Genomic DNA, 20,794 nt, shown 5'->3' with positions numbered 1-20,794 from the left:
GCCCGACAACACCCGTCGCACCACGCCAAAGACGCGGGTTTTGAGAGGTGTCGCATTTCCTCGCAACTGCCGGCAGTTGCTTCGGATTACGGTCTTTAACCCACGTCGCAACTGTACTCGTCAATACGGTGAGATGAATCATATAGCTTACGCGATTCACCCTCGGGGTCAAGTGGTTCGAGAATCGGAGATTCTCGTCATCACGGAAATCGGAGATTTCCGTACGACCCCGAGGCACTCTCGCTGCTTTTCGGTAGAACCAAACGAAGTCGGCCATCGTCTAAAACCACTTGAGACGGCCTGAAACGGTTCTTAACAAGTCGGTAAACGGTCTCAGCCGGAGCCGAACCCGGCTTCGACCGGCGTTATACGGTCTGCGATTCCGATAGCCCGGGGCACCTGTCAGGCGGTCGCGAGCACACCGGAACTGAGGGAGGGGTGCCCGTGGAATCATTTAACAGCTCTATTAACAAGTACACCGGCTGGTACGACTCTGGTAACAACAGATGAACAACGAACGCAACTCGAGCGACGGACGCTCTCGACGGTGGCTGTTGACCACGGCCGGAGTGACGTCAGCTGCGCTGGCAGGCTGTACGGATATGCTCCCGGAGGCGGACTCCGTGACGGATGGAGTCACCTCGCAGGACGATGACGATGGGAGCGGCGCTGGAGGTGCAAGCGGCCAGAGTCGCTGGCCTGCGATCGACGAGGGCGAGTCGCTTTCCGACTTCGAAACCCTCGAGGAGTGGAACGCCTGGGAAACCGAACTCTCAGCTGCGCCAGACGAAGCGCGGGTCGGCACGCAGGCAGCCGTCATCGAGAGCGAGGACCGTGAAGCCAGTATCAACCTTCGCTTCCCCGACGGGCTCGACCTCCGCGAGTGGGATACGTCACTCGCGGTCAAGCCAGAAGCCACAGACCGGATCGTCGTCGAATTCCTCGCGCCGGACCGAGACGCACGGCTCAACACCGTCCGAACGATCCCCGACGAGTTCAACGGCTGGTTCCGCCTCGACTGTGGCTACGAGCACAAACCGGAAGGCGAGCCGGATCTCTCGAACGTGACCCGCATCAACATCGTCGCAGTGGGGCCGGAAGACGAGACCACCAGACTGCTCGTCGACGACCTCCGCCGGACCAAGGGAGCCGACAACGGCAAAGCGATCCTGGCGTTTTACGGCGGCCACGACTCCCATTACGACATCGCCGCGGAGATGCTCGAAGAACGCGGCTGGACGGCGGCAGCCGCCATCAGCCCCGACCGAATCGGCGACCAGGGCCGGATGGGACAGACCCAACTCAACGAGCTGCAGGATCGTGGCTGGGACATCTGCTCGTATCCTCGAGTCTCGATGGCCCTGCCGGAGATGCCCGAAAGCCGGCAACGAGATGTCCTCGAGACGAATCGGGACGCACTCGAGGACCACGGCTTCGAAGACGGCGCACGCCACCTGTTCATCCCCGAGGATCGGATGGACGCGACGACCAACGAACTCATCAGAGATGTCCACGACTCGGCGTTCCTCTTTGGCTCCTGTACGTCCGGCGTACCACCGACCGGGATGGACACGATTCCGCTGATTTGGGGACCTGCGCTTCACAACGGCGTGCGTCGCCACATCAATCTCGCTGATCAGTATCAGCTGCTCACCGTCCTGCGAATTCCACGGATCGTCGACGAGGAGGACGTGGGCCCGGACGAGAACCGGATGTCGCTCGACGATTTCGAACACCTGCTCAATCATCTCGAGCATCGCGGACTCGATGTCGTCACGCCGTCGGATCTCGTCGACGGCACGTTCGAAAGCGACGACGACGGTGACGAGACGTTCAGCGACGGTCGGCCGGAGGGGACGATTCTCGAGGCCGGCCAATCCTACGCGTTCGAGGGATCAGAATCGTCCGAGTCGCTGACGATCAACCTCGACGACGGCGTTCTCAGCGCGAGTTTCTCCCACAACAGCGACGGCGAGTTCAGCGTCGACCTGATCGCGACGGGCAACGGTCGCGACGACTCGCTGGTGACCACCTCCGGGATCACCGCTGGCGAGTCGATCGCCGCAGTCGAAAGCGGAACGTACCGCCTCGAGGTCGCCGCGGACGGGCCATGGTCGATCGATCTCTTCCAGCCGGAAGTGCACGCCGACGACCTCGACTCGCTCCCGGTCGAGGCAAGCGGCTCGGGGTCGGGCTTCGTCGGGCCAATCTGGACCGACACCGACGTCAGACTCGAGGTTACACACGACGGTGACGGCGACTTCATCGTCGACGGCTACGATGCCGACGGCGGCAAGGAGTCGATCGTCAACCAGACCGGCGCGGTCGACAACTCGCGGTCGTACCGCGCGGGCGGGACCGTCTGGCTCAATATCGAAGCCGACGGCGACTGGTCGCTCGAGGTCACCGAGGCCTGAGACCGGCTTCGATCCCGATTTTCGGGACAACCGCGGGATAGTTGCGGCTGCACTGCAGTCGACAGTCAGGAACCCGTCTGCGACGCCGAGTCCTCGTCACTCCTCGAGGACGCGCTCGAGTCGGTCCAGAAACTCGCCGGGCACCTCGATATGTGGCGTGTGGCCGGTGTTTGCGAAGACGATCTCCTCGAACTCACCGCCGGCGTCAGCGTACGACTCGAGGACAGCCCGAGTCTGGCCGACCATCGGCTGGGGCGGGAAGACGTCCGTCCCGGGCCAGTCCGGCATCGCACCCATCTTTCCGAGCGTGCCGGCGTCGAACAGCGACTCGTTGGAGACGATCTGATCTGACGCGCCGCGGATCCAGGTGATGGGTGGTTTCTGGTCGGGGTCGATCTCGGTGATCGCCTCGAGCGAGCAGTACTTCGGCGAGATGGCGTTGTTGACGCCGTGCTCGCCCGGTGCAACGCCAGGCCAGTTCTCGCTCGGTGTCGCATCACCCGGGTAGTGCTCGTCGCCAGTGGCCGTATCGAGCATGCCGGTCAGATACGATTCCTCTCGCTCCGGGTCGAAATTGTGGGTTGGATTGACGTAGAACGTCCGCAGTATCTTCCGCGGCGACGACTCCCCACCCTCGCTGCGGTCGCGGTCTGCGAGGCCGGCGACGAACTCGTCGTTGCCGAGGCCGCCGCCGGAGCCGGCATAATCGTCGAAACACGGCGTTCCCTCGAGGTCTTTCGTCCCGCCGAAGCCGTACGGCGAGAGCGGGTTGATGAGGACGAGCGAGTCGACCGCGTTGGGGTTGTCGATCGTATACCGCATCGCGACTCCGCCGCCGTTCGACCAGCCGACAAGCGTCAGTGGCTCCTCGAGTTCGAGGTCGGCGAGCAGCGCCTGAAGATCGCCCGCGAAATCGCCGAGCCCGTTCGTCGCATCGACTGGCTTTCGCTCCGAATCGCCGTACCCTCGCAAGTCGGGCGCAATCGCCCGGTACCGGGCTGGCAGATTGGCCATGAGATCCTCGAAAAACCGCGAGGAGGAGACGTTGCCATGGAGGAGTACGACGGTACCATCTGTTTCGGCCGACTCGCTTTGGCCACCCGACTCGAGGACATGCGTCTCGAGTCTGTCGGTGTCGACGATACGTGAGCTGACGCCGGCGAGGGTGTCGTCTCGAGTCATGGGCAGGCGCTACCACGTGGCCCGTTATAACTGTAAGCCGGCTGACGGTCGAAACAGCAGGACCGTTCGAAAACGACTGCGGCGACGATCGGAACGTGGCGACGCTGCGTTACAGTCGGTCGACGACCGCGTCCGTCACGTCGTCCGTCGAGGCGTCGCCGCCCAGATCCGCCGTTCGTGGGCCTTCCTCGAGGGTGGCCTCGACGGCATCGTTGATGGCCGCTGCCTCCTCCTCGTAGCCGAGATACTCGACCATCATCGCGGCGGAGATGATCGCCGCAGCCGGGTTCGCGACGCCTTCACCAGCGATGTCGGGTGCGGTGCCGTGAACGGGTTCGAACAGCGCACGCTCGGTGCCGACGTTGGCGCTTGGCAGGAGGCCGAGCCCGCCGACGAGACCAGCTGCGAGGTCCGAGAGGACGTCGCCCGCGAGATTCGGACAGACGACGACGTCGAACTGCTCGGGGTCGAGACAGACGTGCGTCGCGAAGGCGTCCATCAGCACTTCGTCGGTTTCGACGCCGTGTTCGTCGGCGACCTCGGCGACGGTGTCGCGGAACAGGCCGTCGGTCTCGCGCATGACGTTTGCCTTGTGGACGATCGTGAAGCCGTCGTGGTCGTCGGTGTCGACGTAGTCACAGGCGAACTCGGCGAGCTCTCTCGAGGCGGATTCGGTGACGACGCGGGTCAGCGTGGAGACGTCGTCGGTCAGGCGGTCTTCGTGGCCCGAGTAGACGCCTTCCGTGTTCTCTCGCAGGAAGACCAGATCCGTCTCGGGACGGACGGCGTCGATGCCCGGATACGCCTTCGCGGGGCGAATGTTGACGAACGAGCCGACTGCATCACGAAGCGGCAGGATGACGTCGGCTGCCGTCTCACCGGCCGCACCGAACAGCGTCGCGTCGGCCGACGCCGCCAGCTCGTAGGTCTCTTCGGGCAGCGCTTCGCCGGTTGCTTCTTTGACCGCGTCACCAGCATCGGCTTCGACGAACTCGAAGTCGATGTCGAGTGCCTCGAGGACTTCGACCGCAGCTGGTGTGACTTCCCGTCCGATTCCGTCGCCAGGGATGACGGCGATTTCGTGAGTCATGTCTGCATCTCTCTGGGGGTGAGAAAAGAGGGTATCGATACGGGCGACGCTCAACAGTCGTACTCGAGGCGCTCGTGAACTGTCGGCTCACCGACCGGGCCATCAGGATCGACGGGCTGTTCGACAAACGAAATGGTTAGCGAGTCGACCTCGCGATCCGTCCGTTCACAGAGGGACGCGGCCGCCGATTCGTACTGCGTCTGGTCAGCGTAGCGCAGCTCCATCCCGTAGCGTTTCCAGAGCGTGCTCGGATACGTTTCCGCGGCAGTCGGCGGCCGGTCGTGGTGTGCGTTGGCGATGTCGACCGTTTCGTCGGACTCGAGAGTCCCCTCGATAGCGTACCAGCTGTGTGCCGACGGCGGTGTCGGTGCGAAAAACGTCCAGCTCGCCTCGTCGAGTTCACCCTCCACCGCCGGCGTGTCGACAACGCCGATCCCGGCTGCCTGCCAGAGCAGACTCGAGAGCAGCAGACACGCGACGAGCCCGGAAACGACGAGTCGACGACCGCGTCCGAGGTGAGACGGCGCGTCGTCACTGTCTCCCGCCGAGCGAGCGCCGAGCCGGTTTTCGAGGTCGAACGCGACGAGGAACCGCTCGAGCCGATCCCAGACGCCCGGCGGGAGGAACAACAGCAGGCCGGCGATCATGATGAACGGGAACACACCCAACCGCATCGTCGCCGCCATCCCGATGTGTGTTCCAATGAACGCCGCCACGAGCGCGATACGACGCCATCCGGTGGCGACGAGCAACAACGCGCCGGCGGTCAACACGGCCGTCCAGAGCCAGTTGGTCGCAACGAGTGCTGTCGGGTACGCCGACAGCGCCGGTCCGAGCAGCGTGAGATACTGGTTCAACTGAAAGATCTGCTGGACTGCCGTCCCGTCCATCCACGGCTCGCTCTGAAACTTGAGCACCGCGTTCGTCACGTAGATGGCCACGAAGTGGAGTAGAATCGCCGCCGTTGCGATCGAGCACACGCGACGACCGCGAGGGTCGGGCTGGCGACGGGCCTCGAGCGACCACCGGGCCTCGAGCGGGAGGAACAGGCCAAAGAGCAGGAAGCTGAGCAGGATCGTGTCACCGCCGTTGACCAGATGCGGATTGCGGGCGTGCAGCGATGCGAAGAGGACGAGTGAGCCAAGCGCCGCGAGGCGGGTTCGATAGCCAACGAGTAAGAGGAGTGCGAATCCACCGGCGAGCGCGAACAACACCGCCTGGAACCATGCCGCCCCGGACAGCGCGTGGATCGATACCCGTCCGACCATCGGATACGCCTCCAGAAGCGTCGACCGTGGAAAGACGCCCGCGTCGGTGTAGAACGTGATCAGTCCCGGCAGTCGAAGCATCGTGAGATCGGCGAGCAAGAGCACGCCGAGTGCGATCCGGAACGCACCGAGGGCTCGCTGGTCGATTCCGAGACGCGACTCGAGGGCCGCTCGGAACGACGCAACACCCCTCGAGCGTCGCTGCTGGGCCGGTGTTTGATCAGTGGGAGGGCCTGTCATAGTGGGGCAGAAATCGAAGTGAGCCAGGCTTGTCAACGGGCCTATAAGTGCTTTCTCCCTTTCGATACCGACACATTCGGATACGGGATCTGTTGGGCGACTCGAGTACGGTCGATCCGCCCTCGACTGTCGGCCACAGCAGTTTCAGGGGCTGCTAACGCCAGAAGTAAGCCCAACCGCGTCGGCGATCGCGTGGCGTTTGAGCAAGACGAACCCAAGCGCGACGAGCCCAAAGCCGGCAAACGTCAGCGCACCGATCGACTCGTCGAGTAGGAACACGCCCGCGACCGTCGCAACGATCGGGACCACGTAGGCGACGAGTGCTGCCTCGAATGCGCCGTGTTCCTCGAGAATCCGGAAGTAGATGAAAAAGGCAATCGCCGTGGAGAAGACGCCGAGGTAGACCAGCATGACGAGCGCCATCGGTGCGACCGCGTCGGTGGTCGGGAACTCACCGGCCAGCAGGCTGCCGGCGTGTAAGACCAGCCCGCCGACGAGCATCGACCAGCCGACGAGCGGGACCCGTTCGATCGTCGGTGCGGCTCGCTGGACGACGACGCCGCCGAGGGCGACGCTGACGACCTGGCCGATGACGAGCAGTCGGGCAACGGTGTCACCTGCCAGCAGATTTCCGGGGTCGGGCTGGACGACGAGGCCGATACCGAGAAAGCCGATCGCTGCGCCGACGGCCCCGACCGCAGAGAGCCGCTCACCGAGCAACAGGATCGCCCACAGGGCTGTGATGATTGGGACCAGCCCCTGCAAGATGGCGGCGACGCCGCTGGGGACAGTCTGCTGGCCGATAAACAACAGCCCGTTGCCGGCGACGAGAAAGAGCCCACCGCCAGCGATCGCAGCCAGATTGTTCCTGCCAGTGGGCCACCAGTCGTCAGTCAGCACGACGGCTGCTGCCAACAGCAAGACGGCTGCGATATCGTACCGGAAGGCCGCAAACAGCAACGGCGGGAGATACTCGAGGCCGACCGAAATCGCCGGAAAGGAAAGCCCCCACAGCACGGCGAGGACCAGAAAGAGCGAGACATCGAGGGCACGAGACATACCGTCTATTGGGGAGAATCTCCGAAAGCGCTGGCGGTTTCGGAATCCGTCGCCGCCGCTCATCGGTCGCTTGCGACGCGAAAACGACACGCGAGTGGACTCGAGCGCGAGACTCGAGCCCGCGGAAACGCCTACTCTGCTTCGGGAATCGCCGCGTCGTCGACGTACGGCAGTTCCTCGGCTTTCTTCCGGACTTCGCCGGCGTTGGACTTCATCAGCGCCGTCGTGTCCCAGACGCCGTCGACGAGGGCTTTCCGCTGAGCCTCGTCGACGGTGACGTCGATCGTCTCGTCGCCGTAGGTCACTTCCTCGGCTTCGATATCGATGTCGATCGCTTCGTCGGGGTTCTCGTCAACCCACGCCTGCAGGTCCTGGATCGTCTCACTGTCGGCCGTCACGGTCGGGATGCCGAGGGCGAGACAGTTACCCGCGAAAATCTCAGCGAAGCTCTCGCCGATGATCGCGTCGATGCCCCAGCGCATCAGCGCCTGCGGGGCGTGTTCACGCGAGGAGCCACAGCCGAAGTTGCTGTTGACGACCATCACCGACGAACCCTGGAACCGATCCTCGTTCATCGGATGGTCTTTCTGGTTGTCGTCGTCATCGAATCGCAGGTCGAAGAAGGCGAACTCGCCCAACCCGTCGAAGGTGACGACCTTCATGAATCGCGCGGGGATGATCTGGTCGGTGTCGATGTCGTTGCCTCGGATCGGGATTCCCGAGCCGGAGACGGAGTCGACTTCCGGAATCTCGACGTTGTCGGTGTCAGTCATGCAGCAGTCACCTCCTTCAGTTCGCGCACGTCAGTTACTTCCCCGGTGACCGCCGCCGCGGCGACCATCTGCGGGTTCATCAGGACGGTGCGCCCGTCCTTGCTGCCCTGTCGACCGACGAAGTTCCGGTTCGAGGAGGAGGCGCTTGCCTCGTCGCCCTCGAGTTGGTCTTCGTTCATACCGAGACACATCGAACAGCCGGCGTTTCGCCACTCGAAGCCGGCCTCCTCGAAGGTGTCTTTCAGGCCTTCCTTCTCGGCGGTGTGCTGAACACGCTGACTGCCGGGGACGACCAGTGCACGGACGTCGTCGTCGACCTGTCGGCCCTCGATGATCTCGGCGGCACGGCGCAGGTCGGGCAGGCGAGCGTTCGTACAGGAGCCGAGGAAGGCGACGTCGATGTCGTAGCCTTCCATCGTCTCGCCGGGCTCGACACGCATGTGTTCCTGCGCGCGTCGGGCCGTGTCCTGTTTCTCCTCAGGCAGGTCCTCGGGGGCAGGGATCGGCTCGGTGACGCCGACGCCCTGACCGGGCGTGGTTCCCCACGTGACGACTGGCTCGAGGTCGCTTGCGTCGATGGTGACGACGTCGTCGTACTCGGCGTCCTCGTCCGATCGGATCGACTCCCAGTACGGTTTGAGCTCGTCGAACTTCTCGGGGTTGTCCTGGAAGTAGTCGGTCTCCTCGAGCCACTCGTAGGTGGTCTCGTCGGGGTTGACGTAGCCCGCGCGAGCACCGCCTTCGATCGACATGTTACAGATCGACATCCGACCTTCCATGCCGAGGTTCTCGATGGCTTCGCCGGCGTACTCGTAGACGTAGCCGACGCCGCCTTCGGTACCGAGTCGACGGATGATCTCGAGGATGATGTCTTTCGCCTCGACACCCTCGCCGAGTTCGCCGTCGACCTGGATCTTGCGGACCTTCTGTTTCTCCATCGCGACAGTGCCCGTCGCGAGCACGTCCCGAATCTGGGAGGTGCCGATCCCGAACGCGAGCGCGCCGAACGCACCGTGGGTCGAGGTGTGGGAGTCCCCACAGACGATCGTCTTGCCGGGCTGAGTGAGCCCCTGCTCCGGGCCGACGACGTGGACGATTCCCTGGTCGCCCGAGTCCGGATCGGAGAACTCGATGCCCGCCTCGCGGACGTTCTCCTCGAGTTCGGCCATCATCTCTTCGGCGGCGTCCTCTTCGTACGGTCGGGACTGGTCCGCGGTTGGGATGATGTGATCGACGGTCGCGTGGGTCAGCTTCGGATAGGCGACCTCGAGGTCGCGCTCGCGGAGCATCCCGAACGCCTGTGGACTCGTGACCTCGTGGATGAGGTGCAGTCCGATGAACAGCTGATCCTGTCCAGTCGGCAGCGTGGTGACTTTGTGTCGATCCCAGACCTTGTCGTACAGTGTTCCCTCACTCATTCTACGTCCTCTACGGCGTCTTCGTCTTCGTGTTCGCTGCCACGCTCGAAGACACGGTTTGCGTCGGCCGCCTGCTTGGGCGGCGTGTGATCGACGTCTTTCATCGTTCGGCTCTCGGTGCGTCGGTTCCGATCCGTCGCACTCGGCTCACCGCCGTCTGTCGCGACGGTCGGCCCGCGGCTGAACAGTTGGCCAGCCGTCTCCCCGGTGTAGGGATTGGTGTGGCCAACGTCGGCCATTGTCTCGGATGTGTCGTTTTCGCTCATTATCGTGTGTGCTTAGTCGTCTGCCGCCACTTCGGCGGACTCTGCTTCGGAGTCGCTCTCTTCGTCGGCCCAGGCGAACAGATCGCGCAGTCGGGCGCCGACGTCTTCGATCTCGTGTTCCTGTTCGGCCTGTCGAAGCTGGCTGTAGCTTGGTCGACCGGCCTGGTTCTCGAGGATCCACTCGCGCGTGAACTCGCCGTTTTGGATCTCCTCGAGGACCTCGTCCATGTTCTCACGGACGTGGTCGTCGACGATGCGGTCGCCACGGGTGAGACCGCCGTACTCGGCGGTGTCGGAGACGGAGTTCCACATCTCCATGTTCCCGCCTTCGTACATCAGGTCGACGATCAGTTTGAGCTCGTTGAGACACTCGAAGTACGCGATCTCGGGCGAGTAGCCCGCATCGACCAGCGCCTCGTAGCCGTGTTTGACCAGTGCGGTCACGCCGCCACAGAGGACGGCCTGCTCGCCGAAGAGGTCGGATTCGACTTCTTCCTGGAACGTCGTCTCGATGACGCCGGCGCGGGCACAGCCGATTGCCTTCGCGTATGCGAGCGCTCGCTCCGTCGCGTCGCCGGTCGTATCCTGATAGACTGCCAGCAGACCGGGCGTTCCCTCATCGTTCTCGTAGTTCCGGCGGACGAGGTGGCCCGGACTTTTCGGGGCGACCATCGTCACGTCGACGCCTTCCGGCGGCTGGATCTGGTTGTAGTGGATGTTCAGCCCGTGGGCGAACTGCAGGGTGTCGCCGGCCTCGAGGTTGGGTGCGATGTCGTTCTCGTAGACCGTCGCTTGGACGGTGTCGGGAACGAGCACGGAGACGTAGGAAGCCTGCGAGACGGCGTCGGCAGGCGTCGTCACGGTCAGACCGTCGGCTTCAGCGGCCGATCGCGACGACGAACTCTCGCGCAGGCCGACGACCACGTCGACTCCGCTCTCGTGGAGGTTCAGCGCGTGGGCGTGGCCCTGGCTCCCGTAGCCGAGGACGGCTACGGTCTCGTCGTCAAGCATCGATTCGTCTGCGTCGTCATCGTAGTAGATGTCGGTGGTGAATTCGTCAGTCATCGTCTGCAGTTTGGGCGTGGGGGTGTTTTTCCTGTCGATTCATCTCGTCGGCGGCACCCGCCGATGCGGGTGCGGCTGTTTCGTCGGTCCCACGGGCGAGTGCCGTCAGTCCAGTCCGGGAGATCTCCCGAATGCCGAACTGACTGAACGTCTCGACCGCAGCCTCGATTTTCTGGCGCGCACCCGTGATTTCGATCGTCGCCGTCTCCGGACACGAGTCGACGGTCTTGCCGCCGTACATCTCCGCGACAGCAGCGACCTGGTCGGGTCGGTCGGCGGCGACTTTCACGAGCGCCAGTTCGCGGCGCATCGCATCGGGCTCGAGTTCGCGAACCGAGATCACCGGCACCAGCTTTCGCAGCTGCTTTTTGATCTGGTCGATGCCGGGGTCGGGCTCTTCGACGACGACCGTGATTCGGGCACGCTCCTCGTCTTCGGTCGGGCCGACGGTCAGGCTCTCGATGTTGAACTGTCGCCTCGAGAACAGCCCCGAGACATCAGAGAGCACGCCGGGTTCGTGTTTGACCAGCGCCGAGATGACCGTTCGGCGGGGGTCGTGTCTCGCCTCGACTTCGGGATCGATACGAATGCCTTGCTTGTTGCGCCGACCAGCGGGTGTCGGTCGCTCTTCCGGTGGTGGGCCTTCTAATCCACGTTTCATAGCTGATCCTCCGTCAGTGCGAACTGTCCGTTGTCGCCGCCGCTTGGCACCATCGGATAGACGTTCGCTTCGGGGTCGATGTGGACGTCGATCACCGAGGGGCCGTCGTAAGCGATTGCCGCCTCGATCGTCTCTGCGACGTCGTCGTAGTCGTCGATACGGAATCCGGCTGCGCCGAAGGCTTCGGCGAGCTTGTCGAACTCGGGCATCCAGTGGTAGTCCGACGCGGAGTGACGTCCCTCGAAGAAGGCGTCCTGCCACTGGCGGACCATGCCGATGTACTCGTTGTTGAGCACCGCGACGGTGATATCGAGGTTCTCGCGAACCGCGACCGACAGCTCCTGGAGCGTCATCAGGAACGAGCCGTCGCCGTCGATGCAGACGACGTCCTGGTCGTCGTCGGCCGCGAGTCGCGCGCCGATCGCTGCGGGCAGGCCGTAGCCCATCGTCCCAAGACCGTGACTCGAGACCCACGTTCGGGGCTCGGTGTAGGTCCAGTACTGGCAGGCCCACATCTGGTGTTGGCCAACGCCGGTCGTGACGATGGTGTCGTCGGCCGTTGCTTCGTCTAAGGCCTCGACGACGAACTCCGGCTGGACCGGCTCGTCTTCGGGCGCCTCGTAGGCCATCGAGTAGTCGGATTTCCACTGCTGGCACTGGGCGCGCCACTTCTTGGCCTCTGGTGAGGTCTCGACGGCAGTCGAAAGCTGGTCGACGACCGTCTCGGCGTCGCCGATCAGCGGGTAGTCGGCGTAGATGTTTTTGCTGATCTCGGCGGGATCGATGTCGATATGGATGATCTCCGCGTCGGGCGCGAACGTCTCGATGCCGCCAGTCAGGCGGTCGTCGAATCGCGTCCCGATCGCCAACATCGTATCACAGTGGGTGATCGCCATGTTGGCAAACCCGGTGCCGTGCATGCCGGCCATCTCCATCGAGAGCTCGTGATCCTCGGGGAACGCCCCGATGCCGGGCATCGTGGTGACGACCGGGATCTCGTGTTCGATCGCGAACTCGCGACAGGCTTCGCTGGCCTCGCCTTTGATGACGCCGCCGCCAAGGAGCATGACGGGGCGAGCGGCGTTCTCGAGTCGCTCGGCCGCGCCAGCGACGATCTCGGAGTCAGCCTGTTCCTGCACGTGGTAGGTGTCAGGCGTTTTCGCTGCCGCAGGTTCTCGATCCGTCTCGGCGTTGGTGACGTCTTTAGGCAGGTCGACCAGCGTCGGTCCAGGTCGTCCTTCGCGGGCGAGTGCGAACGCCTCGCTGACGTCGGTCCCGACCCGATCCGGGTCGCTCGAGAACGTGTTGTCCTTCGTGACTGGCTTCGTGACGCCGGTCGTGTCGGTCTCCTGGAAGGCGTCGTTGCCGACGAACTCCGTCGGCACCTGGCCCGTCAGGGCGACCAGCGGGTCCGAGTCCATGTCGGCGTCGGCGATCCCTGTCACGAGGTTCGTCGCACCAGGGCCGGACGTGGCCAGACAGATACCCGGCTCGCCCGAGACGATGCCGTAGGCGTCGGCTGCGTGGGCCGCCGCCTGTTCGTGGGCCATCGTCACGTGGTAGATCTCGGAGTCGTACAGTGCGTCGTAGACGGGCATGATCGCCCCGCCCTGCACGCCAAAAGCGTACTCGACGCCGGCGTTCTCGAGGGCGCGGACGACCGACTGGGCACCGTTGGTGACCGGCGTCGGGGTCGTCTCCGTGGCCGACTCGGTGTCGCCAGTAGCGGCGTCCGGCGTTGCGCTGTCGGTGATCTGGTCGTCGTCCTGTTCGTCTGCATCAGTTGGCGGAACCTCTGCTGCGCGTTCGCTCATCGGTTGCCTCCCGCCGCAGTGCGGCGATCCATTCGGTTGTCGCTGAGTGTATAGTGTGCTGTCATCTGCTGGATTGCATGGCGCTGTGAAAACGGTGCGACGAGTTCGGAATCGGAGCTACGGTGGACTAGAGGTGGGGCGAGGACGCCCCTACAATACGAATCGAAGCGAGCGCACTGCTGTCGTCCATCTGCGAACGGACCGACAGCCGGGTGCGAACCGTCATTACCGATTACGTAGGTTCCTCGAGGGACATAATCCTTGCGAGTTCTCCGGCTCGATCCGCTCGAGCGCCACAGCAGGGGCTCGCGGACGGTGGCAAACGGAGCAGCCATCCCTTAGACGCGCACCTCCTCCTCTTGCTGGCGTTCGACGCCAGCCTCCTTGGCGAAGCGCTCTAAGTCGTCGACGGTAACCCGTCGTTTCTCTGCGCCGTAGTCTTTGACGCGACGAGTGACTGCTTTGACTTGCTCGCTGGTCGGATCGAATCCGCGTTCGTGCAGGCGTTCACGGACCGAGTGGGTCCCGGTGTGTTTGCCCATAACCAGTCGGCGCTTTGCACCGACCATCTCCGGCGTCATAACGCCGGGTTCGAACGTATCGGAGTTTTCGATGACGCCAGCGGCGTGGATCCCGCTCTCGTGGGAGAAGGCGTTGTCGCCGACGATCGGCTTGTTGCCCGGTGTCCCCATGCCGCTTTTCTCTTCGACGATCTCCGAGAGCTCGGTGATGCGGGTCGTGTCGATCCCCGTATCGGTCTGGTAGAGCGACTCGACAGCCATCACGAACTCCTCGTAGGCGGCGTTACCGGCCCGCTCGCCGATGGAGTTGACGGAGACCTGTGCCTGATCTGCTCCCGCTTCGATGCCAGCCAGCGCGTTTGCGGTGGCCAGCCCGAAGTCGTCGTGTGTGTGGACGTCGATTCGCGCGTCGGTGTGGGCACAGACCTTCTCGATCATGGCCTTGAACCGGGTCGGCGTCGCGACGCCAGTGGTGTCGGGAATGTTGATCCAGTCGACGCCTGCGTCCGTGACCGCCTCGATCACGTCCAGCAGGAACTGCTCGTCGGTCCGTGTCGCGTCCATCGGCGAGAACATACACGTCGTTCCCGTCTCGGTGACACGCTCGACTGCGTCGACTGCGCGCTGTACGACTTCGTCCCGTGTGGTGTGCATCGAATCCTCGATCTGAACGTCGCTGGTGCTGACGAACGTGTGCACCATCTCGACGCCCGAATCCAGTGCGGCCTCGATGTCCGCATCGACGACACGGGCTAACCCGCAGGTCGTCGACTGCGTCGAGGAAGCGATATCACGAACGGCTTCGAACTCCGCGTCGGAGTTGACAGGGAACCCTGCTTCGATGACATGTGTCCCCATGTCGTCCAGAACGGAGGCGATCTGCCGTTTGTCGTCGTAGGAGAACGAAGTTCCGGGAGACTGTTCACCATCCCGGAGGGTGGTATCAAAGACACGTGCTGACTCTATTTCGTCAGTGGAATCTAACGTGCCCTGGAAGAACTCGACCCCCCTGACTGGTGTCAGAGGACGGGTTGTCTTGTGAAGACATTGTATCTGAATCCCAGGTGGGACGACATATATAAAACTGACGCTGTGGTGGCCGCTCGCTGATATGACAGGGTGTAATCAGCCCGGACCAAACGGAGGAAAACGCAAGACATCAACGGCCTATTACATGACCCCACATCCTATTATCATATCTGTCTCGAGTCGGATCCACTCGCCAGCAGCGCCCATATTCTCCGAAACAGCGCGTGATCACCCGTCACGAACCACCCCACACGCTGGCGCGCGCTCGTCGATGGACGTTTGGTCAGATCAAGCTGTTTCCTGACACGCTGCTTCGCTAAGCGGTCGATTATTTGCTACTGAATCGTCCACTCGTCTACTTTTCCGAGTCCGAGCCGTCGTTTCACACGTCAGTCCGGACTGCCAGCGGCGTCTCGCTACTCGAGCGCTTCCTGGCGGGCCTCGTACTCGTCGACGTAGCGAGCCTCACAGGAGGAACAACAGAACGTCTTCACCTCGCCGCCGACCGTCCGTGTGACGCCATCGCCAGTGATCTGTTTGTCACAGACCACACACTCGAGGGAGAATCCCTCGGCCGAGAGTCCGACGGCCCGGTCCGAGCGCGCGAGTAGCGTCACGTCGTAGCCAGTCAGTGTCCCGAGGTCGAGTTCGGACTCGAGCCACGAGCGAGCGGTTGCGTCAGGAAGCGTCGCGTGGACGACCACGCGCCCGTCCATCCCTTCGGCGATGGTGTCGACGCCCGGCAACTCGGCTGCAGCAGCGTAGACGTCGTCGACAGCGTCCGGTTTCGCCTCGAGTTCGACCAGCACGGGCACGTCTCCGCGGAGTCGTTCCCGGTCGACGTCGATCGTAAACCCCTGGATAATTCCCTGTTCTTCGAGGCGTGTGATTCGATCCGAGACGGCAGGCGGCGTCAGGCCGACGTGATCTGCGATCTCCCTGTACGGCCGGCGAGCGTCCTCGAGCAGTAACTCGAGGATCTCGAGGTCGGTGTCGTCGAGGTCGCGCATACGCGGTCAATTGGGCCGCAATCGTCAAGAGGGCTGGTATTGCCACCCGAGAGCGCGTCACTCACGATCGGGATGACTGTCATCGGAGCCACGTAATACCGTTTTAGGAATCGCCGTGGTAGCGTGTCTCGGCATGACGACCGACGAGATTACTGACCTCCTGACAGAGGCTTACATCAGCGAACACGAGACCGTAATGAACTACCAGACGAACGCCATCGTCCTCGACGGCGTCCACGCCGAGGAAGTCAAAACGAGCCTCGAGGAAGACGTCCAGGAGGAACTCGACCACGCCCGAATGCTCGGCGAACGACTGAAACAACTCGACGAGTCGCCGCCGGGTTCGGCGGCGTTCGAGGCCAGCCAGCACAGCCTTCAGCCACCCGAAGACACGACAGACGTCCAGTCGGTCATCGACGGCGTGCTCGAGGCCGAAGACAACGCGATCGAACTGTATCGATCGCTCCACGAGGCCGCCGCCGAGGCGAACGACCCAGTCACCGAAGACGTCGCCGTGACGATTCTGGCCGACGAGGAGGCCCACCACACCGAGTTCCGCGGCTTCAGAAAGCAGTTCCCACAGGACTGACGGCTCGCAATCGCTGGCCAGCCGCTTTTGGGTGGCCCAACAGTAGCGCCGGCCATGAACGATACTGACCCCAGCCGCGACCGCGCACAGGACCGCGCCGAACGACGGCAATCCCAGCAGGCCGAGACAACCGAGTCGATCCTCGAGGACGCCGAGTATCATCTGGGCGACCTCGAGTACCCGGTTACGAGCGAGGAACTCGCTGTCGAGTACGCCAACGAGCCGATCGACCTGCCGAACGAGACGGAGTCGCTTGGCAGCGTCTTCGATCGGTTGGCTGGCGAACAGTTCGACAGCGCCCAGGAGGTCCGCGAGGCAGTGTACGGCGAGCTCACTGGCCAGGCCGGAGCGCCGACCGAGGCGAACCCGGAGCGCGATCTCGCCAGTCTCGGTGAGAAGAACCAGGATTCGATCAGCGATCGCGGGAGCGACTCGCTGTAGCGACGCGTCATCGACAGTCGGCCCGCCACCGCGCCGTCCCCGACTGTCATAGCAGAACCGATTTACGTCAGCGGCCGCTGTTCTCGCGTATGGATTACGACTCGAGTCTCGACCGAGCGATGGAAGACGTTCCGGACATCGGCGGCGACGAACAGCGACTGAAGATCCCTGACGCACAGACCCAGAAAGACGGCGCCTTCACGCGGTTTACGAACCTCGACGATATCGCCGACGTGCTCTCGCGCGAAGACGAACACCTGCACCGATTCATCCAGCGCGAGATGGGGACCAGCGGCAAACTCGAGGACGGCCGTGGCCGATACAACGGGACGTTCTCTGAGAAGGACTTCAACGCGGCTGTCGACGCCTACGTCGACGAGTACGTCCTCTGTACGGAGTGTGGCCTGCCAGACACCCGTCTCGTGCGCGAAGACCGCACGCCGATGCTGCGCTGTGACGCCTGTGGTGCGTTCCGCCCGGTCACCAAACGCTCGGCGAGCAGCCAGCGACAACAGCAAGCCGACGCCGTCGAAGAGGGCAAAACCTACACGGTCGAGATCACCGGCACCGGCCGCAAAGGCGACGGTGTCGCTGAGAAAGGCAACTACACGATCTTCGTCCCCGGCGCCGACGAGGGCGACGTCGTCGAGATCTACATCAAGAACATCTCCGGCAACCTCGCGTTCGCTCGACTCGCCTGAGCGAACTGCAAAGCAGTCTCTCTCAGTTCCGTTTTTCTCTCTTGTTTCGCTTTTCGAAGCTGGCACGGCTCGAGCCGCGCGATCGGCGAGTCGTCTCAGCCATAGTAGCCACTGACCGTCACTGCACACCGCATCGCACGACTGCTGTGCGATGTGTGTCCATCGGTTCAGTTGCTACTATAACGCCGACGATTCTCGCCCGTGTGACTCCGACCCAGCCTCGATACGCTAAAGTCAACTTGCACTAGTTACGCGAACGTGGGAGTCTCGTTCGACCTCTTTGACACGCTCGTGACCGCCGACAAACCGACCGATCCAGCCGCTGCCGTCGCGACGGAACTCGAAAAGCGGGACGTCGACGTTCCCGACGACTGGGGCGACGCCTACACCGAGGTCCACATCGACGCCCCCGAGGGCGCTGAGGTACCGCTGCCGGCACATGTCTCGCGCGCGCTCTCGAGTCGCGACGTTAGCTACGAGCGAAACGCGGCCCGCCGGGCTGTCGTCTCGGCGTTCGATCCCGAGGTCGAGACCAGACCCGGTGCCGTCGAGGCAGTCGAGGCCGCCCGCGAGCACGGACCCGTCGCGATCTGTTCGAACTGTAGCGTGCCCGAACTGGTGGGGCGGACGCTCGTCCGGTCGGCGTTCGACCGCGACGATTTCGACGCCATCGTCACGAGCGTCGGCTGTGGCTGGCGCAAACCCGCCCCACAGATCTTCGAACTCACCGCGGCCGAACTCGACATCGACCCCGTCGACCTCGTCCACGTCGGCGACGACCCGCGGACCGACGGCGGTATCGAAGCCGTCGGCGGGACGGCACTGTTGCTCACAGAGCATCCACTCGAGTCGATTCCGACCAGGCTGGCCGACCGCGAACGGACACCATGACCGTGCAGACGGGCACCGGTGAGACGCGCGATATCGGCGGCCCGACGCAGTGGGGGAGACAGCAGTGGTGCTGACGACGATCATCGTCATCGGACTGGCGCTCACTCTCGACCGACTCGTTGGCGAGCCACCGAACGCCGCTCACCCGGTGGCGTGGCTGGGCCAGCTTATCACCCCGCTGGACCGTGAGTGGGCCGACAGCGAGCGCGGCCAGCGACTGGCGGGGTTCGCCATCGCCCTCGTCGTCCCGCTCGTCCCTGCAGTCGTCGCAGGCGGGCTCGTGCTGGCGACGAGTGCCGTCTCGCCGGTCGTCAGTGGTGCCGTTGCCGGGCTCGTGTTGTTCGTGACGACCAGCCTTCGCTCGCTGCTCGAGTTGACCGAGACAGTCGTGTCGGCGACCGAGTGTGACGACCTCGAGACGGCTCGCACGGAGATTCGAGGGCTCGTCGGCCGCGACACGTCGGCGCTGTCGGCTGCAGAGATCCGCAGCGGGGCAGTCGAAAGCGCTGGCGAGAATCTCGCCGACGGGCTGGTCGCGACGCTCCTCCCGTTTGCCCTGCTTGCGCCGTTCTCGCTGCCGGCCGCTGCGGCCGCCGCGGCGTGGGTCAAAGGCGTCAACACGCTGGATTCGATGCTCGGCTATCCGTCGAAACCCCACGGCACCGGGAGTGCCCGGCTTGACGATCTGGTGATGTGGCTCCCAGCCCGTGTGACCGCGGTCGCGATCGCACTCGCTGGTGCGGATCCGCGTGCGGTCTTCCGTGCGCGCGAGTGGGCACGCGATCCACCCTCGCCCAACTCGGGGTGGCCCATGGCGACGCTCGCCTGCGTGCTCTCAGTCCGACTCACGAAGCCGGGCGTCTACGATCTGAACACCGACGCCGAGCTGCCGACGGCTGCCGACGGCGAGCGCGCCATCATCGTCGTCGGCCGAGCTGCCGTTGTCGCGGCGCTTCTCGCCGTCGCGCTCGCGGCCGCACTGACAACGCTGATGGGATCGCTCGAGGTGGGCACCTGATGATCCGCCATCAGCTCGCCGCGGTGCGTGGCGCGCTCGGCTTTCTCACCCGACTTCCCGTCGGCTACAAAGACGGCGACTGGGACGCGTTTCGCTCGCGGCCGGCGGCGTTTCCGGTCATCGGCTACGTTGCCGGTGTGCTTGCTGCAGTACCGTTGCTCGCAGCCGACGTGCTCCCGGCGGCGACGGTCGCCGTTGGCTACCTGCTTGCGACCTACGCCGTCGTCGGCATCCACCACCTCGACGGCGTGGCGGATCTGGGTGACGCGCTCGTTGTCCACGGCGACACGGAGCGCCGCCGTGAAGTCCTCAAGGACACGACGACCGGCGTCGGCGCGCTGCTTGCCGTCTCGGTCGTCGTCGCCGCGCTCGCGCTGGCCGGGCTCGCACTGGCTGGCCTGCCCGTGCTCGCAGCAGTCGCCATCGCCATCGCCGCCGAAGTCGGAACGAAACTCGGCTTGGCCGCACTGTGCTGTTTCGGCCACGCGAGCCACGAAGGGATGGGACGACAGTTCACCACAGCCTCGAGCCCAGCCTCGTTCGTCGTCCCGGCCGTCGTCGCCCTCCCTGCGGTCGCGTTGACGTGGCCACACCCAGCCAGTGCGGTCGCACTCGCCGGGGCCGTCGCCGGCATCGGCCTCCCCTGGTACTGGGCGAGCCGACACCTCGGCGGGCTCAACGGCGACATCTTCGGTGCGGCAAACGAAATCGGCCGCATCGCGGGCGTCCACGCGGGGGTGATCGCATGGACGCTGTTGTGATGTGTGGCGGCGAAGGCAGCCGCCTCGAGAGCCCCCACGAGAAGCCGTTGCATCCGATCGACGGGGTGGCGATGGTCGATCGCGTACTCTCGGCCCTCGAGGCGAGTCGCGTCGACACCCGTTACGCCGCCGTCTCGCCGAACGCGCCGGCGACGCAGACCCATCTCGAGCGCGCTAATGGCGTGAGAACGGTCGAAACCAACGGCGACGGCTACGTGGCAGACCTCATGGCGCTGCTCGAGCGCCCCGCGATCGAGCCGCCGATTCTGACCGTCGCAGCCGATCTCCCGCTGCTTTCGAGGGCGACGGTCGACCGGGTGCTCGCGGTCCATGGCGAGAGTGACGCCTCGCGGACCATCTGTGTGCCCGTCGCTCTCAAGCGCCGGCTTGGCGTCAGTATCGACTCGACACTCGAGCCAGATGATCACCTCGCGCCGACCGGGGTCAACGTTGTCGGCGATGCGGACGAACCTGAATCCATGACACACGTAAGCTACGATCCACGACTCGCAATCAACGTGAACCGACGCGAAGACGCCCGTACTGCAGCCGATCAGCTGGCTTCGGAGGGTCGCTAGCG

At 64.2% G+C, this 20,794-nt stretch carries 20 protein-coding genes; 8 read left to right on the top strand and 12 right to left on the bottom strand.

The features are described 5' to 3' along the window. The first annotated feature begins 506 nt into the window (after positions 1–506). A complete protein-coding gene (locus ACERJA_RS08345; protein WP_373607750.1) occupies positions 507–2,417 on the top strand; it encodes a polysaccharide deacetylase in 1,911 nt (636 codons plus the stop codon). A gap of 96 nt (positions 2,418–2,513) precedes the next feature. On the opposite strand, the gene ACERJA_RS08340 is transcribed toward ACERJA_RS08345, so the two are convergent. The 12 genes from ACERJA_RS08340 to ACERJA_RS08285 all read right to left on the bottom strand — a co-directional run bounded on the left by ACERJA_RS08340 (position 2,514) and on the right by ACERJA_RS08285 (position 15,813). Then, complete coding sequence (locus ACERJA_RS08340) at positions 2,514–3,599, bottom strand: alpha/beta fold hydrolase (RefSeq protein WP_373607749.1); 1,086 nt, start codon at positions 3,597–3,599, stop codon at positions 2,514–2,516. Between the two features lie 109 nt (positions 3,600–3,708). Continuing rightward, positions 3,709–4,689, bottom strand: coding sequence for an isocitrate/isopropylmalate family dehydrogenase (locus tag ACERJA_RS08335; RefSeq protein WP_373607748.1), 981 nt, complete (start codon positions 4,687–4,689; stop codon positions 3,709–3,711). Positions 4,690–4,739: 50 nt separating this feature from the next. Next, on the bottom strand, positions 4,740–6,197 hold the full coding sequence (locus ACERJA_RS08330; protein ID WP_373607747.1) for an HTTM domain-containing protein: 1,458 nt from the start codon (positions 6,195–6,197) through the stop codon (positions 4,740–4,742). A 144-nt stretch (positions 6,198–6,341) separates the two neighbouring features. Further along, the gene (locus ACERJA_RS08325; protein ID WP_373607746.1) at positions 6,342–7,256 is read right to left on the bottom strand and encodes a DMT family transporter; all 915 of its coding nucleotides are present in this window, start codon (positions 7,254–7,256) and stop codon (positions 6,342–6,344) included. A gap of 131 nt (positions 7,257–7,387) precedes the next feature. Continuing rightward, entirely contained in the window at positions 7,388–8,029 is a 642-nt protein-coding gene (leuD, locus tag ACERJA_RS08320) for a 3-isopropylmalate dehydratase small subunit (protein WP_373607745.1), read from the bottom strand. Continuing rightward, the gene (gene leuC, locus ACERJA_RS08315; RefSeq protein ID WP_373607744.1) at positions 8,026–9,447 is read right to left on the bottom strand and encodes a 3-isopropylmalate dehydratase large subunit; all 1,422 of its coding nucleotides are present in this window, start codon (positions 9,445–9,447) and stop codon (positions 8,026–8,028) included. Before leuC ends, leuD begins: the two co-directional genes overlap by 4 nt. Then, positions 9,444–9,713 (bottom strand): hypothetical protein, encoded by a 270-nt coding sequence (locus tag ACERJA_RS08310; RefSeq protein WP_373607743.1) that lies wholly within the window; start codon positions 9,711–9,713, stop codon positions 9,444–9,446. The genes leuC and ACERJA_RS08310 overlap by 4 nt, the downstream gene beginning before the upstream one ends. Positions 9,714–9,725: 12 nt before the next feature. Then, positions 9,726–10,778, bottom strand: a complete 1,053-nt coding sequence (gene ilvC / locus ACERJA_RS08305; protein WP_006064706.1) for a ketol-acid reductoisomerase — start codon at positions 10,776–10,778, stop codon at positions 9,726–9,728. Then, positions 10,771–11,439, bottom strand: a complete 669-nt coding sequence (ilvN, locus tag ACERJA_RS08300; protein WP_006064707.1) for an acetolactate synthase small subunit — start codon at positions 11,437–11,439, stop codon at positions 10,771–10,773. Before ilvN ends, ilvC begins: the two co-directional genes overlap by 8 nt. Continuing rightward, positions 11,436–13,253 carry a biosynthetic-type acetolactate synthase large subunit gene (gene ilvB, locus ACERJA_RS08295; protein ID WP_373607742.1) on the bottom strand — a complete coding sequence of 606 codons (1,818 nt, stop codon included), beginning with the start codon at positions 13,251–13,253 and terminating at the stop codon, positions 11,436–11,438. The genes ilvN and ilvB overlap by 4 nt, the downstream gene beginning before the upstream one ends. A gap of 338 nt (positions 13,254–13,591) precedes the next feature. Continuing rightward, on the bottom strand, positions 13,592–14,797 hold the full coding sequence (locus ACERJA_RS08290) for a 2-isopropylmalate synthase (RefSeq protein WP_240756850.1): 1,206 nt from the start codon (positions 14,795–14,797) through the stop codon (positions 13,592–13,594). A 422-nt stretch (positions 14,798–15,219) separates the two neighbouring features. Further along, positions 15,220–15,813, bottom strand: coding sequence for an Lrp/AsnC family transcriptional regulator (locus tag ACERJA_RS08285; protein ID WP_373607741.1), 594 nt, complete (start codon positions 15,811–15,813; stop codon positions 15,220–15,222). 133 nt (positions 15,814–15,946) lie between these two features. Here ACERJA_RS08285 and ACERJA_RS08280 point away from each other — a divergent pair, with 133 nt between their 5' ends. The 7 genes from ACERJA_RS08280 to ACERJA_RS08250 all read left to right on the top strand — a co-directional run bounded on the left by ACERJA_RS08280 (position 15,947) and on the right by ACERJA_RS08250 (position 20,792). Beyond that, positions 15,947–16,402, top strand: a complete 456-nt coding sequence (locus ACERJA_RS08280) for a ferritin-like domain-containing protein (RefSeq protein WP_373607740.1) — start codon at positions 15,947–15,949, stop codon at positions 16,400–16,402. Between the two features lie 54 nt (positions 16,403–16,456). Then, positions 16,457–16,843, top strand: coding sequence for a hypothetical protein (locus ACERJA_RS08275; RefSeq protein WP_373607739.1), 387 nt, complete (start codon positions 16,457–16,459; stop codon positions 16,841–16,843). Between the two features lie 89 nt (positions 16,844–16,932). Further along, positions 16,933–17,544, top strand: coding sequence for a translation initiation factor IF-2 subunit beta (locus ACERJA_RS08270; protein WP_006064714.1), 612 nt, complete (start codon positions 16,933–16,935; stop codon positions 17,542–17,544). A gap of 258 nt (positions 17,545–17,802) precedes the next feature. Then, positions 17,803–18,435, top strand: a complete 633-nt coding sequence (locus tag ACERJA_RS08265; RefSeq protein WP_373607738.1) for an HAD family hydrolase — start codon at positions 17,803–17,805, stop codon at positions 18,433–18,435. Between the two features lie 64 nt (positions 18,436–18,499). Beyond that, positions 18,500–19,453, top strand: a complete 954-nt coding sequence (cbiB, locus tag ACERJA_RS08260) for an adenosylcobinamide-phosphate synthase CbiB (RefSeq protein WP_373608464.1) — start codon at positions 18,500–18,502, stop codon at positions 19,451–19,453. Continuing rightward, complete coding sequence (gene cobS / locus ACERJA_RS08255) at positions 19,453–20,214, top strand: adenosylcobinamide-GDP ribazoletransferase (RefSeq protein WP_373607737.1); 762 nt, start codon at positions 19,453–19,455, stop codon at positions 20,212–20,214. Before cbiB ends, cobS begins: the two co-directional genes overlap by 1 nt. After that, entirely contained in the window at positions 20,214–20,792 is a 579-nt protein-coding gene (locus ACERJA_RS08250; RefSeq protein WP_373608463.1) for an NTP transferase domain-containing protein, read from the top strand. The genes cobS and ACERJA_RS08250 overlap by 1 nt, the downstream gene beginning before the upstream one ends. Positions 20,793–20,794 lie beyond the last annotated feature (2 nt).

The organism is Natronorubrum sp. A-ect3 (genome assembly GCF_041821125.1).
GTDB lineage: Archaea > Halobacteriota > Halobacteria > Halobacteriales > Natrialbaceae > Natronorubrum > Natronorubrum bangense.
The sequence above is the reverse complement of the archived record's forward strand: the minus strand, read 5'-3'. Positions and strand labels throughout refer to the sequence as shown.

Bases quoted from the DNA above. Each gene is read 5' to 3' on its own strand.
- ACERJA_RS08345 (WP_373607750.1), top strand. From the start codon at position 507: ATGAACAACGAACGCAACTCGAGCGACGGACGCTCTCGACGGTGGCTG.
- ACERJA_RS08340 (WP_373607749.1), bottom strand. From the start codon at position 3,599: ATGACTCGAGACGACACCCTCGCCGGCGTCAGCTCACGTATCGTCGAC.
- ACERJA_RS08335 (WP_373607748.1), bottom strand. From the start codon at position 4,689: ATGACTCACGAAATCGCCGTCATCCCTGGCGACGGAATCGGACGGGAA.
- ACERJA_RS08330 (WP_373607747.1), bottom strand. From the start codon at position 6,197: ATGACAGGCCCTCCCACTGATCAAACACCGGCCCAGCAGCGACGCTCG.
- ACERJA_RS08325 (WP_373607746.1), bottom strand. From the start codon at position 7,256: ATGTCTCGTGCCCTCGATGTCTCGCTCTTTCTGGTCCTCGCCGTGCTG.
- leuD (WP_373607745.1), bottom strand. From the start codon at position 8,029: ATGACTGACACCGACAACGTCGAGATTCCGGAAGTCGACTCCGTCTCC.
- leuC (WP_373607744.1), bottom strand. From the start codon at position 9,447: ATGAGTGAGGGAACACTGTACGACAAGGTCTGGGATCGACACAAAGTC.
- ACERJA_RS08310 (WP_373607743.1), bottom strand. From the start codon at position 9,713: ATGAGCGAAAACGACACATCCGAGACAATGGCCGACGTTGGCCACACC.
- ilvC (WP_006064706.1), bottom strand. From the start codon at position 10,778: ATGACTGACGAATTCACCACCGACATCTACTACGATGACGACGCAGAC.
- ilvN (WP_006064707.1), bottom strand. From the start codon at position 11,439: ATGAAACGTGGATTAGAAGGCCCACCACCGGAAGAGCGACCGACACCC.
- ilvB (WP_373607742.1), bottom strand. From the start codon at position 13,253: ATGAGCGAACGCGCAGCAGAGGTTCCGCCAACTGATGCAGACGAACAG.
- ACERJA_RS08285 (WP_373607741.1), bottom strand. From the start codon at position 15,813: ATGCGCGACCTCGACGACACCGACCTCGAGATCCTCGAGTTACTGCTC.
- ACERJA_RS08280 (WP_373607740.1), top strand. From the start codon at position 15,947: ATGACGACCGACGAGATTACTGACCTCCTGACAGAGGCTTACATCAGC.
- ACERJA_RS08275 (WP_373607739.1), top strand. From the start codon at position 16,457: ATGAACGATACTGACCCCAGCCGCGACCGCGCACAGGACCGCGCCGAA.
- ACERJA_RS08270 (WP_006064714.1), top strand. From the start codon at position 16,933: ATGGATTACGACTCGAGTCTCGACCGAGCGATGGAAGACGTTCCGGAC.
- cobS (WP_373607737.1), top strand. From the start codon at position 19,453: ATGATCCGCCATCAGCTCGCCGCGGTGCGTGGCGCGCTCGGCTTTCTC.
- ACERJA_RS08250 (WP_373608463.1), top strand. From the start codon at position 20,214: ATGTGTGGCGGCGAAGGCAGCCGCCTCGAGAGCCCCCACGAGAAGCCG.